The sequence below is a fragment of the Desulfosarcina cetonica JCM 12296 genome, from assembly GCF_001311845.1.
GTDB lineage: Bacteria > Desulfobacterota > Desulfobacteria > Desulfobacterales > Desulfosarcinaceae > Desulfosarcina > Desulfosarcina cetonica.
In genome coordinates this window covers 1-12,328 of the sequence record NZ_BBCC01000080.1, presented here as the reverse complement: position 1 = coordinate 12,328, position 12,328 = coordinate 1, and the positions used below count along the sequence as shown (strand labels likewise).

Sequence of the window (12,328 nt, the reverse complement as noted above, 5' to 3'; positions counted from 1 at the left end):
ATTTTGAGGATTTTCCAGGACCCGTTCGCGGAGGAATATGCTTTTCGTTTCAAACAGGTGCTTAGGCTTTCCACAACCCATGCAGATTACAGTATTCCCTGGCGGAGACCGATGCCGCATCAATCAGGAATACCGCTTCGGGCGTCTGACCCGGTTCGAGGAACTGAAAGTACGATTTCCCGTCGGCAATCAGTTCGATCCACTGGATGTAATGTTTTTCTTCCATGGGATGGGGAACGCTGCCGACCTTGACCTTGTACCCGCCGTCAATCTTTTCGATCACTGGTACGTGTTTCTCCTTGGCTGCATCGACAGTGTTTTCGGTCAGCTTGTTCATGGGTTGCCCACAGCAGACCAATTCCCCGGCACCACCAAAAAGAACCTCTACGATGTTACCGCAAACTTCACATTTGTAGACCTCATACCTTTCCGCCATTTTTTATTCCTTTATAGTTGGTTTCCATCTGTTGTTGGTTGGATTACCAATTCTCACCCAACGGAGTGGTTTGGCGTTTATTCTTCGATTTCGATGGCATCGGCACCGCATTCATCGGCGGCCTGACGCACAACATCTTCATATTTTTCGGGAATCACTTCAAACTGGACCACAGAGAGAAGTTGATCTTCATCATACTGAAACACCTCAGGGCACAACTTGTTGCAATTGCGATCTCCCATACATTGACTGGTCACACGTGCTTTCATATTTTTCTCCTTTTTCCAATTAATGAACATGTGCTGAAAAAACAGTTTAGACAACTTTATCTAAGTTTCTGCTATATTCAAGTGTTAATTAGTGCCCATCCAGAAATGGATGATTTTTTTCTTCTCAGCGAAGACGAAAAAATCCAAGGCCTGGGTGAGAAGTAAATTTAGGGCCAGAACGAATTATTATTGGTTATATACCCATAAGGCCCATTGTTAAGACGCACCTGTCCGTTGGTTGATCAGCGGTCGGCAAGAAGCTGCCTTCTATACGGTCGCCAGTTTCTTTCTGGCCATCGTTAGTAAATTGGCGGCCACCACCGATGACAGAACGTAGCATTTGAAAGACCGGAACCCTTTCCATGTACAGCGTGTCAACCCGAAGCTGCGTTTGAGCCAGGATATCCCTGACTCAATGCCGGCTCTAAACCGCCGAAGCTGTTTGTAAACATATTCGCTTCGGCACATATCCGTCTCTTTCAGTCCGCGCTTTTTGGCAAAACAGATGTCCTTGATCTTTCGCTCTTTGGCTTTGGACAAATTGTCCTTGGAGGCGAACCCGCCATCGAGGGCAACTTTCAATGGATACCGGCCATAGATCTGTTTTTGGCGATCCAACATTTGTTCGACCAAATCCGTGTCGGCAGGATTACCTTCAAGGATCACACAATCCAGGATCAGGTTGGAAGCACCACCGGTCAGACAGATTTTATGACCATAATGGGTATCCCGGTTGTCCTTGATGATAACGTCGGTGTGGTCTTCGAAAATGGAGAGCACCTTTTGGTCGGCGGGCACGCTTTCCCCTTGGACGACACGCCGGTAGGTCTGATCGTATACCTGCCTGGCCAAATCACCATAATGTTTGATGTCGTTTAGCAATGCAAACATTCGGATATCTGTCGTGTATAGCGCTGCCAACCGTCTCTCGGCCTTGATAGCGTAACCGATGGTCTTTTGGGTGACTTTGAGCAAGTCCTTATACAAAGGGAAACGCTGCTTCATTGTTTTGGCATACTGGATGCCGACCATTCTTCGCTTGGCACGACACAGATGGTCGCTAAAGATAATTTTGATGTCGAAATCATCACGGGCTTTGTAAAGCAGACGGGTCAATACCCGTACACAGTCGAACAGTTGGATTGAGTCATACGGTTTATGAATATTGCTTTCGACCACGGTACAATCGATGCGGGCCTTCCGTCCTTTCTCGATGCACTCGTCTTTAGCGTGGACCAGCAGGTCTCGGGAAATGCGTTCCCATGTGTGCGGGGTAATCCTTTTGATGTTTGCGTTGATAGCGGATTTTTTAAATCCTTTGTCAGCAAAACCGATTCGACAAAAACGCCGCAGTGCCCGAGAATCGTAAATATGAAATGCCAGCTGTTCATAAGTGAAGGAATAAAGGTGCATCACCACCGCCGCTCGGAGCACTTGGTCTGCGCTCATACCCTGGGCGCCTGTATTGCGCTTTTTAGCCTTTCCTTTGTTGAGATCTTGAAGAACATAGTCACAAATGGTAGGAGTATTATCAATCAGCAAGCTGATGATTTCCAACTCTCGATCCTGAGGGTGACTGGAAGCGGGTTCAATCAGGGGCATTTGTTTTTGCTGTTTCTTGCGCATTTTGTGTGTGTCTTTTTCCTTGTTTATGTAGCTATTTTAGGTGTTTGGGGAAATACCTTATACTACATACAGTGAGAAAAATCCATCGCAAAATGCGCTTTTTTTATTTATATCAGCCGGTTGTAATACCGGATAGACACTAATTACGTTCTCTTTATGATTCTCTGAGGTAATTTACGCATCAAGGATCACGGCGAATTCAATTAGCAAATGGATATCATAAGCTTGCCCTGGGTGCCGCATTTAACGTTAATCTCCGCGGGTTCAATTCCCCGCCGCTTGCGGCGAGTGAGAAGTTAAAACCTGTATTGATACCCCGTCCGCTTGCGGCGGGGTGGTTCATTTATTCGATAGCCTGAAATTTTTTCATGAACTTTCTGTCGATATAATCCTTGATAAAGAATGCCAGCTTTCCATCTAACAGCAACCAGCGTTTGCGCAAAACACCAATCCCTCCTCCCATGTTGAAGATGAGCAGGTAGTCCTCTCCTGGATCAAAAGGTTGCAAAGGTGTATCTTCGAGTGCGGCCATTAGATTCGTATAAAGCACAGGATTCTGCCGTACGGCATAGACGCCAACCTTGTCCAATGGTTGTTTTTCTAAATAGATGCAATCTCCGCCGCCGAACATCTCAGGATAATCAACGCTCTGAAGGAATTCATTGACAAGCAGTCCACCATCCGGCCCCGTGGGAAGGCCCGAATTGTTGAATATAGGATTCGGCTTGACACCGACGGCCAGAAAAATCAAATTCATAGGCCGCGGTTCACCGGACGAGAGCGTTACCATCCCGGATTGAACAGATTGCACGTATCCATCGGTGTTGATTTCTATGCTCCGCCGCAATAAAGAGTTCTCCACTTTGGAGCGCACATTATCCGGGAAACGGGACATGAATCGCTTGCCAGCGAAGATCGTGATGTGCGGCATCGTACCGCCGGCATCCCGTACAAGCTGCCAGATGTTTCCGGAAACTTCAGCTGAAGAAGGGCCGCCCCCCAGAATCCCGATGTTGATTTTATTTTGCGCCGTTAATTCAAGGATACGTGCCTGAGCTTCCATCAGTCTTTCAATGGGCTTGACCGCATAAATATCCTCCGCATCTTCGGGCAAATCAAGGCGGGGCACATAACTCCCAGCATTAAAGGAAATGACATCATAACCAACCGTTTCTCCGGAAGCCAATTGCACTTTTTTTTCACTGGCCAAAATCTGGACCGCTTTGTCCCGGATAAAGGCCCCGCCCTGTTTCTCAACTACATGACGAGTTGCAAATCGAATTTCGGCTGGGGTATAGGTTTTCCCGAGCATGCCCGGCCCCATACCGGAATAGTAATGATGATCGGAGGGGCCGATAACAGTGACACGGTGGCCCATCTCAATGAAGGTACGCAACTTGGCCAGGGTAACCATGTGGGCGTGACCGCCGCCTACAAGAACTAAATGTTTTCCCATTGTTACATCCTGTCATTCATGAGCTTTCCGAGTTGTTCCAGATGCCCCCGTTCTTCTTCCGCAATTTTATTCAACGCGTCTTTGCTGCGAGGATCGGCACTTCTTTCCGATGCCCGGGTATACATATCCAGGGCTTGAGCTTCAATCGACATGGCAAGGGATATGATATCAACGGAGGATTCCCAATCCGGTTGAAACATCTGAACATATTCGTCTGTGGTCAATCCGCCTTCTACGGCGTTGACCACCAAGTCATTTTCAAAATCTTCCCTGCTGACTTTTTTCCCTGAAGCTTGAAGATATTCATCGAAAATTCGATTCTGATGCAGGGTTTCGATTTCGGCAAGTTTCTGAAACAGATTTTGAATATCTGGCTGTTGCACTTTTTCGATCATCGATAGATAGAAATCACGCAGTCCCGCCTCAAGTGAATATGCCACGACAAGCGTCTCTTCTAAGGATTCCTTACCGGTGAGCAGTTCAAGGCCAAGTTCTTCAGTCCCTACGGCGACATGACCGTCCCATGCTTTGATGCCGCCTTTAACATTGATGACATTATCAAACCCCTTGCCTGAAAGCATTTGAGCAGCTACACGGCTCCTCCCGCCGACAGCTCAGTATACTAGGGTCGCTTTGACGGATCGATCTCATCAAGCCGCTTATCCAAGTCTGCAATAGGGATTAATTTAGAGCCTGGAATATGGCTGGCTTCATATTCTTTAAGCTGGCGGACATCAATCAAATTAAAATCATCCTGAGATCTTTCGGCCATAAAAGCCTTAGCTTCTGCCGCATCAATCGATTTTGCCGGTGTAAAAAATTGTTTCCAGCGCATCGCCCCCTCTTTCGTCTATTTTTGATAAAGGCTGGAATATCCTAATCATGAAATGCTTTACGGTTTGATATTCCAGCCTGGGCTCAACATTTTTCTTGATCAAGAAAGTGGATTTCTGACTAGTCAAATGCCATACTGGTTTTCCATTCCTTCCAGACGTTGCCTACCAGCTCCGGTCCAGGTTTAAGTGTCTTCTTACCCGGACGCCATCCAGAAGGCGTGGCCTCTGCGCCCTTGGTTTCACGAATCAGCTGGAAGGCCTGCACCTGCCGGAAGGTCTCTTGAACATTGCGACCAACTGGTGGCGTTAGGACTTCAAATCCCTGGCACACGCCATCCGGATCGATGATGAAACGGCCACGGTTTTCCACACCGGCAGCTTCATTGTAAATCCCATACAAACGGCCGATTTTCCCGCCGGCATCGGAAAGCATGGGGAAAGGCACACCTCCATCTACCATTTTGGATAATTCGTGGTCATCCCACATCTTGTGGACAAACATGCTGTCAATGCTCATGGAAAGCACTTCGACGCCCAGTTTCTGGAAATCCTGATATTTTTCGGCGACCGCCGAAATTTCAGTAGCTCAGACGAAGGTGAAATCGCCCGGATAAAAACAGAGCAGGGTCCACTTGCCAAGATAGTCGGACAATTTGACATTGATGAATTTGCCCTTCTGATATCCAGGAGCGACAAAATCGGGCACTTTTTCTCCCACGTGAATCATTGATATCTCCTTTTGAATGGGTTTGCTTTCTTCAACCACAGTCTCTTCGGCCGGTTCTCCAACAGGCCCTCCGGTCGGTCTTGCGCAGCCGACCTCCATCTCTTCAGGCATCAATGCCTCCTTTCTGTTGTTCCCGCAACTGATCCACAAGTTCTCGTTGAAAATCAATTTACAGGATTGTTACTATAGACCGCTTATAGGTTTTTCTTTTCGAAAAAACGGAACAATAAGACCAGAAATGCAGCGAAAATAAGAATCACGATCCAATGATTGATACCGATGATTTGTGGAAGGCTGATTTTCCCAAAATTTCCCATGGGAATAATGTATGCTTTCATAAACGGAAAAGCCGATGCATATATCGCCCCTCCCAACAACATACCTAGTATGCCCCATAAGCCATCGATGCGGCCTTCGCCGAGAGCTCCAACAGCTGTGCCCGGGCAATAACCCAACAGGCCCCATCCGATGCCAAAAAGCATCCCACCGATGACTTGGGCTCCGATGGACGTTGATTTCATACTCAGTTGAATCAGACCAAGATCTTTAAGAAGATAGATGCCGATTGCCGCCACTATAATGGCGCTCAGCATGAACTTAAAAATGGTCATATCCATCAATCGTAAAGCCCCAACCTGCTTATCGTACCTCAGGACATGTCCTTTCTGCAGTAAAAAACCAAAGAGAATGCCTGTCACAATGCCATATATCAGACTCATGTTTTATTTCCTTTGTTTACCGTACATCAGGTTGGCAGAAATCAGGCCACCGACAAAGAAGGCTGCCAATGCGACAAATCCACTGACCGAAAGCTGAGCCAGACCGCTCAGTCCATGGCCGCTGGGTCAGCCACCGGCAAGTCTGGCGCCGAACAACGCAATTGCCCCACCGGTAATGGCAACCACGGCCCGCTTCACCGGGTTGGGTCCGAAGCGTTCCTGCCACATGTCAGGAACCGCTTGAATGCGAAAATCCCCGGATAATGTTGATGCTACGAATCCGCCGATAATAATGCCGACCAGAAACATAAATTGCCAATTCGGCAACGAGTTCGGTCCGTATTTGCCCTTACTGGTTGTAAAATACTCAATAGTTGAGGTGTCGACGCCGACGGCTTCCTCGATTACCGACGCGCTACGGGAAAATGTGGTTGAAGCTCCAAAAAAATTGCCGCCGATCCACACCGACAATACCAGCAGCACACCCGTCAAGCCTCCAGCTATATACGGGTTCCAAGGTTGTCTTAACATCATTTCTCCTTTCTTAAATCGTGAACAATCAATATCTGTTAAAGTGTAGTTTTTTAGAAATGGAATTAAGAATTTAATAGCATTTGCTCATAAAGTCAAATCGGAAATTTGAAATTTTAATATGACCAACGAAAGTGATTATGTTTTTCTATGATGATTCCATAAATACTGGGTGGCCATCGAGGAGTTGACTTAATTTTACAAAATGGTTATTACAATTAACATTTCAGAGCAAGGATAATTGATGACAAATTTATCTCGATTTGATTTTTCGGTTGTCCGTACCCTTCGCATGAAACGGGGCCTAACCGCCGACCAGCTGGCCAAGAAGGCCGGCTTGACAAGAGCGACGATCATGAAGATCGAAGGCGGTTACGGAAATCCCACATTGGACACGATTGAATCCTTGAGCCGTGTTTTCAACCTGTCTTCGAGCGAATTGATCCGTCTCGCCGAGGTCGCCCAGTGCGAGCAAGGCACCCTGAACACATTCAAAAAAGAAGGAATCAACGTTTCCCACACATGGTTCCCAGACTTCGAGATTTACCACGTTAGGGCAAAGAAAGGTGTTCGGAAAATTTGGGAGCCAGAGCGGCATGAAAACACCGCTGAAGTGTGTATGGTGCTTTCCGGGAAAATAGAAGTGACGATAGCCGGACAAGTGTATGACTTAGAACCGAACAGGGCAATTCGATTCAAGGCATTGCAAGAGCACCGGTTCAATATTCTTGAAGCGGCTGAATTTCTTTTGATCCATCACAAATAGTTTTTGATAGATCAGCACATTTGTAAATATGGACCACGAAGGCCATCGCACAAATGCGAACTTTAGTGGTCCATTTTTATTTTATACTGTGAGTGGCAATAAAATACGATAATTTTTGCCGATATTAATTTAAAGCTGGACAAGTGGCATTTTATTTTTCATACTACCCTGGATGCATTGAACCTTAAATGACCAGGGAGAAAACAATGATAAAAGTCGAGTTCTCTGAGCAGGAACTTAAAACTATTGAATATGAGCGGTTTCATCATCCCATTCCCCGAGTTCAGCGCAGGATGGAAGTCCTCTGGCTAAAAAGCCAGGGACTCCCACACAAACAGATTTCGAAAATATCGGGTGCCTGTGACAACGCCGTGACAAAATATCTGCGACTTTACCGGCAAGGCGGACTTGATGAGGTCAGAAAAGTAAATTTTTATCGCCCTGAAAGTGATCTGGAAACATACAGCGATTCAATTGAACAGCATTTTCGGAACAATCCGGTTGCCAATATTGCACAAGCGGCTGCTGAAATCGAAAGGCTGACCGGAATTCGACGCAGCAAGACCCAAGTTGGTGTATTTCTAAAAAAGCTTGGCATGAAGTACCGCAAAGTCGGATCAATCCCTGCGAGTGCTGATTCCGAGGCCCAAGAAGAATTTAAAAAAAAGACCTTGAACCAAGAATAGAACAGGCAAAGGTCGGTCAGCGCCACCTGTTCTTTATGGATGCCGCGCATTTCGTGTTTGCACCGTTTTTGGGTTACCTGTGGTGTTTTGCCAGACTATTCATCAAAGCGCCGTCGGGCAGAAAGCGGTTTAATGTACTTGGCGCTCTCGATGCCATCACCCATAAGATGATTACGATCACCAATGCCGGTTACATCAATTCATACAGCGTTTGTCAGCTATTGATTAAGCTGAGCGGTACATACGATTTCCCGATTTCCATTGTTCTTGATAATGCCCGGTATCAAAAGTGTAAGCTCGTGCAAAATACAGCAAAACTGCTGAACATTGAGCTAATGTTTTTGCCACCGTACTCTCCCAATCTCAACCTGATCGAAAGAATGTGGAAATTCGTAAAGAAAAAATGCCTGTACTCGAAATATTATTCCGACTTCGAAGCATTCTCTGAGTCGATTCTACAGTGCCTTGCTGAGACGAGCGGCGATTACAAAAAGGAGTTGGATTCCTTACTGGCGTTAAATTTTCAATCATTTTCTAAATCGCATATTATAACCAGCTAAAGTATAGGAGGCTGAATATGAAACAGGAATTGACAGATGCCCTTGCATCCATTGAAGAAGGACTCCCGTCCGTAATGAAGGCATTCCGTGGCCTGCAAGCAGCCGCGACGAGTGATGGTGTTCTGGACGCGAAAACGAAGAAGCTTATGATGGTGGCGGTAACAGCAGCATTGCGCTGTGAGCCCTGTCTGCGTGAACAGGTGAAGGGAGCCCTGCAACTGGGCGCCAGCCGCGAGGAAATCTTGGAAGCCGCCGGTGTAGCGATTCTCATCGGTGGCGGACCCACAGCTGCCTATTGTGCATTGTATCTGATGGACGAACTGGAAAAAGACACTGGGAGGTCAGCATGAAATGTGATCGCTGCAATCAAGAGATCGAGCCTGGAGAAGAAAGAGAGCACCTTGGGCAAAACCTCTGTGAGGATTGCTGCATTGAGATACTCTCGCCTATGAAAACGTGTGATCCCTGGGCGGTCCACAGTGCCAAAAACTATGAAAAGCATGCAGGTAAAAATAGTGCACTGACCCCTCTTCAGTCAGAGATTCTTAAGCTTCTGGAGGAAAACGGCTCCATGGAGCCGAAACAATTGCTGACGAAAGTCGGTCAGAACCTTCAGTTAAAAGATCTGGAGCGAGAGTTCGCCACGCTCCGACATATGGAAAAGGTCCGAGGCGAAAAAAGGGAAGGCAAGGCCTTCTGGAGATTATGGTAAAGGGAAGAAATGATGAAGCAAGCACCAGTTTTTGATGAGATTTACATGAACTACATCGCCGATGTGTCCGCCATCGATTTAAACTTCGTCAGCAGCCGACTCGGCATCGAAGTCGATGAGGACACGGCGGTAATCCCTTTTTTCGGGATTCCGCATCGTGTTTCGGGTAAAGGCGTCATGAATAGTGATGGACAGCGGCCGATCCATGCTGTCAGCGTGATTCTATGCAAGTACCTTCTACTATGTCCCAAGGAGGAACCGTCAATCAGTACGGAATGGATAAAATACCACAGCTATAAAGATGCGGCGCCTTTTGCGGGCGGTTTCCGGAATACCGCGGAAATGCCCATCAGCAATACCTTCTCCGACCGGCTGGACGATCTGAAACATGCGTGCGGTAAGCTGGGTGGCATCCCCAGTGATGCTCCGTTCAACTGCGATCTGGCCATTCGGTTCCCGGCCCTTCCGAGGCTTGACCTTCTCATGTTGTTCAATGACAAGGATGATGAATTTCCCGCAGACTGTTCGATCTTGTTCGAAAAATATGCTGATTCCTACCTGGACATGGAATGCCTTGCCATGCTGGGCATGGTGCTGGCAGTTTGGTTGAAGAATGGGCCGGACTATAGCGCCGGAAACATATAGGATTGCCTATTTCACAACACCGCAACGACAAAAAGGAGAACACAATGGCAAAGAAAAAGGATGAACGCAAAAAAGTAGTGATCGACGTGTTGAATCAGGCTCGATCTATGGAATTGCACGCGATCAGCCAGTACATGAACCAGCACTATAACCTGGACGACATGGATTACGGCGAACTGGCAGCCAAGATCAAACTGATCGCCATCGATGAGATGCGTCACGCGGAAATGTTTGCCGAACGTATCAAGGAACTTGGAGGAGAGCCGACCTCGGAGTTGGCGGCCAAAGTGACCAAGGGCCAGGAAGTCAATTGCATCTTCCCCTTCGATACAAAACTGGAGGACGACACGATTGATGCGTATAACGGATACCTTCAAACCTGCAGGGAAAACGGTGACAGCACGACCATGAAGATTTTCGAGACAGTTATCGATGAAGAACAGATCCACATGAACTATTTCGACAACATTGGTGGGCACATCGAGAAGCTGGGTGATTCCTATCTTGCGAGAATCGCCGGGACCTCATCGGCAACCGGTCTCGGGAAAAGCGGTTTTGTTGTTACCCCAGATGGAGAATAAGCGATTTGCGTTTTCAGAACTAAACCAAATAACAGAAAAGGAAAACGTTGATGACAGATGATAAGAAAAAACTCACTACCAACGCTGGGGCTCCAGTGTCGGACAACCAGAACGTCATGACCGCTGGCCCTCGCGGGCCGCAACTGCTGCAGGATGTCTGGTATCTGGAAAAATGGCCCATTTCGACAGGGAGGTGATCCCCGAACGGCGGATGCACGCCAAAGGCTCCGGAGCATATGGCACCTTCACCGTAACCCACGACATCACACAATACACCCGCGCCAAGATCTTTTCCAAGATCGGCAAGAAAACTGAGCTGTTCGCGCGCTTTTCCACCGTGGCCGGAGAACGCGGTGCCGCCGATGCTGAGCGAGACATCCGGGGCTTTGCGCTCAAATTCTACACCGAGGAGGGCAACTGGGATCTGGTGGGCAATAACACACCGGTCTTCTTCCTCCGTGACCCGCTCAAATTTCCGGACCTCAACCATGTTGTCCATCGAGATCCGCGCACTAACCTACGAAGCGCAAAAAGCAACTGGGATTTCTGGACATCCCTGCCCGAAGCCTTGCACCAGGTGACCATCACGATGAGCGAGCGGGGCATTCCATTCTCCTTTCGTCACATGAACGGATATGGAAGCCACACCTTCAGCTTCATCAACGCCAACAACGAGCGTTATTGGTGCAAGTTTCACTTTAAGACGCAGCAGGGCATCAAGTGTCTGACCGATGCGGAAGCCGAGGCGGTGATCGGCAAATGCCGTGAGAGCAATCAGCGCGACCTATACTACTCCATCGAGAAAGGCGAGTTTCCGCGCTGGACACTGTCCGTCCAGATCATGACCGAGCAACAGGCCGACAACCACCCTTACAATCCTTTTGATCTGACCAAGGTCTGGTATAAAAAGGATTATCCCCTTATCGAGGTCGGGGTTATGGAGCTTAACAAGAACCCGGAAAACTATTTTGCCGAGGTGGAGCAGTCGGCGTTTAACCCGGCAAATGTGGTGCCGGGCATCAGCTTCTCCCCAGACAAGATGCTCCAAGGAAGGCTTTTTTCCTACGGCGACACTCAGCGTTACCGGTTAGGAGTCAACCATCACCTGATCCCGGTGAATAAGGCTCGTTGTCCCTTCCATAGTTATCACCGTGATGGCCAGATGCGGGTGGACGGTAATTACGGATCAATGCTTGGCTATGAGCCCAACAGTTATGGTGAGTGGCAGGAACAGCCTGATTTTTCTGAACCGCCTCTGGAACTGAGCGGAGCCGCTGCCCACTGGAACGCCCGTGAAGATGACAGCGATTACTATACCCAGCCAGGCAAACTATTTAGCCTGATGAACAAAGAGCAACAAGAGGCACTGTTTGGCAATACCGCCAGGGCTATGGACGATGTGCCTGAGATGATCAAGATTCGCCACATCAGCAACTGCCTGAAGGCGAACCCGGCTTACGGCGAAGGTGTGGCCGAGGCACTGAGTATTCCGCTGAGCAAAGTTCCAAAGTAAAGAATTTTTAGCTAACCGATTCCAGCGGTCGGCGAAAAGCGCTGCCGCTGGATCGGAACATTCCAGAATAATGATCCTATTCCTGAGTTTCAAACAGACTATCCTATGAAGCAGCCAGGATCATGGTGATAAAATCCGGCAAAATAGTTGGTGTTAAACTCCGCCCTCACGATCTGCGTCGGCATTCCGCGACCTATGCCTCTCGTTCCGGTGTGCCTATCGAAATCATCAGCAAGGTAATCCTCCGGCATGCAAATCTTTCAAC

At 48.0% G+C, this 12,328-nt stretch carries 12 protein-coding genes and 3 pseudogenes; 7 read left to right on the top strand and 8 right to left on the bottom strand.

The genetic code is table 11. The features are described from left to right. Positions 1–61 precede the first annotated feature (61 nt). The 8 genes and pseudogenes from JCM12296_RS17875 to JCM12296_RS17835 all read right to left on the bottom strand — a co-directional run bounded on the left by JCM12296_RS17875 (position 62) and on the right by JCM12296_RS17835 (position 6,600). Positions 62–436, bottom strand: a complete 375-nt coding sequence (locus JCM12296_RS17875; RefSeq protein ID WP_054696036.1) for a desulfoferrodoxin — start codon at positions 434–436, stop codon at positions 62–64. A 77-nt stretch (positions 437–513) separates the two neighbouring features. Continuing rightward, positions 514–705 carry a ferredoxin gene (locus JCM12296_RS17870; RefSeq protein WP_054696032.1) on the bottom strand — a complete coding sequence of 64 codons (192 nt, stop codon included), beginning with the start codon at positions 703–705 and terminating at the stop codon, positions 514–516. A 267-nt stretch (positions 706–972) separates the two neighbouring features. Beyond that, entirely contained in the window at positions 973–2,331 is a 1,359-nt protein-coding gene (locus JCM12296_RS17865) for an ISNCY family transposase (RefSeq protein WP_054696029.1), read from the bottom strand. Positions 2,332–2,674: 343 nt separating this feature from the next. Then, positions 2,675–3,787 (bottom strand): NAD(P)/FAD-dependent oxidoreductase, encoded by a 1,113-nt coding sequence (locus tag JCM12296_RS17860; RefSeq protein WP_054696026.1) that lies wholly within the window; start codon positions 3,785–3,787, stop codon positions 2,675–2,677. A 2-nt stretch (positions 3,788–3,789) separates the two neighbouring features. Continuing rightward, positions 3,790–4,622 (bottom strand): annotated as a pseudogene (locus JCM12296_RS17855) (rhodanese-like domain-containing protein). Between the two features lie 119 nt (positions 4,623–4,741). Beyond that, the gene (gene prxU / locus JCM12296_RS44830) at positions 4,742–5,461 is read right to left on the bottom strand and encodes a thioredoxin-dependent peroxiredoxin (protein WP_246804506.1); all 720 of its coding nucleotides are present in this window, start codon (positions 5,459–5,461) and stop codon (positions 4,742–4,744) included. An 83-nt stretch (positions 5,462–5,544) separates the two neighbouring features. Continuing rightward, on the bottom strand, positions 5,545–6,069 hold the full coding sequence (locus JCM12296_RS17840) for a DUF6691 family protein (protein ID WP_054696019.1): 525 nt from the start codon (positions 6,067–6,069) through the stop codon (positions 5,545–5,547). 126 nt (positions 6,070–6,195) lie between these two features. Beyond that, positions 6,196–6,600, bottom strand: coding sequence for a YeeE/YedE thiosulfate transporter family protein (locus tag JCM12296_RS17835; RefSeq protein ID WP_281492052.1), 405 nt, complete (start codon positions 6,598–6,600; stop codon positions 6,196–6,198). Positions 6,601–6,844: 244 nt separating this feature from the next. Here JCM12296_RS17835 and JCM12296_RS17830 point away from each other — a divergent pair, with 244 nt between their 5' ends. From JCM12296_RS17830 to JCM12296_RS17795, 7 genes and pseudogenes are all read left to right on the top strand, one after another. Next, positions 6,845–7,366 (top strand): helix-turn-helix domain-containing protein, encoded by a 522-nt coding sequence (locus JCM12296_RS17830; protein ID WP_054696016.1) that lies wholly within the window; start codon positions 6,845–6,847, stop codon positions 7,364–7,366. 206 nt (positions 7,367–7,572) lie between these two features. Then, positions 7,573–8,612 (top strand): annotated as a pseudogene (locus JCM12296_RS36615) (IS630 family transposase). A gap of 17 nt (positions 8,613–8,629) precedes the next feature. Next, entirely contained in the window at positions 8,630–8,962 is a 333-nt protein-coding gene (locus JCM12296_RS17815; RefSeq protein WP_054696007.1) for a carboxymuconolactone decarboxylase family protein, read from the top strand. Beyond that, positions 8,959–9,324: a hypothetical protein gene (locus JCM12296_RS17810; RefSeq protein ID WP_054696004.1), complete on the top strand. Its 366-nt coding sequence runs from the start codon at positions 8,959–8,961 to the stop codon at positions 9,322–9,324. Before JCM12296_RS17815 ends, JCM12296_RS17810 begins: the two co-directional genes overlap by 4 nt. A 45-nt stretch (positions 9,325–9,369) precedes the next feature. Continuing rightward, positions 9,370–9,969 carry a DUF3786 domain-containing protein gene (locus JCM12296_RS17805; protein ID WP_246804503.1) on the top strand — a complete coding sequence of 200 codons (600 nt, stop codon included), beginning with the start codon at positions 9,370–9,372 and terminating at the stop codon, positions 9,967–9,969. A 44-nt stretch (positions 9,970–10,013) separates the two neighbouring features. After that, positions 10,014–10,550 (top strand): ferritin-like domain-containing protein, encoded by a 537-nt coding sequence (locus tag JCM12296_RS17800; RefSeq protein WP_054695997.1) that lies wholly within the window; start codon positions 10,014–10,016, stop codon positions 10,548–10,550. A gap of 50 nt (positions 10,551–10,600) precedes the next feature. Continuing rightward, a pseudogene (locus JCM12296_RS17795) lies at positions 10,601–12,063 on the top strand (catalase). The last annotated feature ends 265 nt before the right edge of the window (positions 12,064–12,328 follow it).

Coding starts and splice junctions, on each gene's coding strand:
- JCM12296_RS17830 (WP_054696016.1), top strand. CDS start 6,845: ATGACAAATTTATCTCGATTTGATTTTTCGGTTGTCCGTACCCTTCGC.
- JCM12296_RS17865 (WP_054696029.1), bottom strand. CDS start 2,331: ATGCGCAAGAAACAGCAAAAACAAATGCCCCTGATTGAACCCGCTTCC.
- JCM12296_RS17835 (WP_281492052.1), bottom strand. CDS start 6,600: ATGTTAAGACAACCTTGGAACCCGTATATAGCTGGAGGCTTGACGGGT.
- JCM12296_RS17875 (WP_054696036.1), bottom strand. CDS start 436: ATGGCGGAAAGGTATGAGGTCTACAAATGTGAAGTTTGCGGTAACATC.
- JCM12296_RS17810 (WP_054696004.1), top strand. CDS start 8,959: ATGAAATGTGATCGCTGCAATCAAGAGATCGAGCCTGGAGAAGAAAGA.
- JCM12296_RS17800 (WP_054695997.1), top strand. CDS start 10,014: ATGGCAAAGAAAAAGGATGAACGCAAAAAAGTAGTGATCGACGTGTTG.
- JCM12296_RS17805 (WP_246804503.1), top strand. CDS start 9,370: ATGAACTACATCGCCGATGTGTCCGCCATCGATTTAAACTTCGTCAGC.
- JCM12296_RS17860 (WP_054696026.1), bottom strand. CDS start 3,787: ATGGGAAAACATTTAGTTCTTGTAGGCGGCGGTCACGCCCACATGGTT.
- JCM12296_RS17815 (WP_054696007.1), top strand. CDS start 8,630: ATGAAACAGGAATTGACAGATGCCCTTGCATCCATTGAAGAAGGACTC.
- JCM12296_RS17840 (WP_054696019.1), bottom strand. CDS start 6,069: ATGAGTCTGATATATGGCATTGTGACAGGCATTCTCTTTGGTTTTTTA.
- JCM12296_RS17870 (WP_054696032.1), bottom strand. CDS start 705: ATGAAAGCACGTGTGACCAGTCAATGTATGGGAGATCGCAATTGCAAC.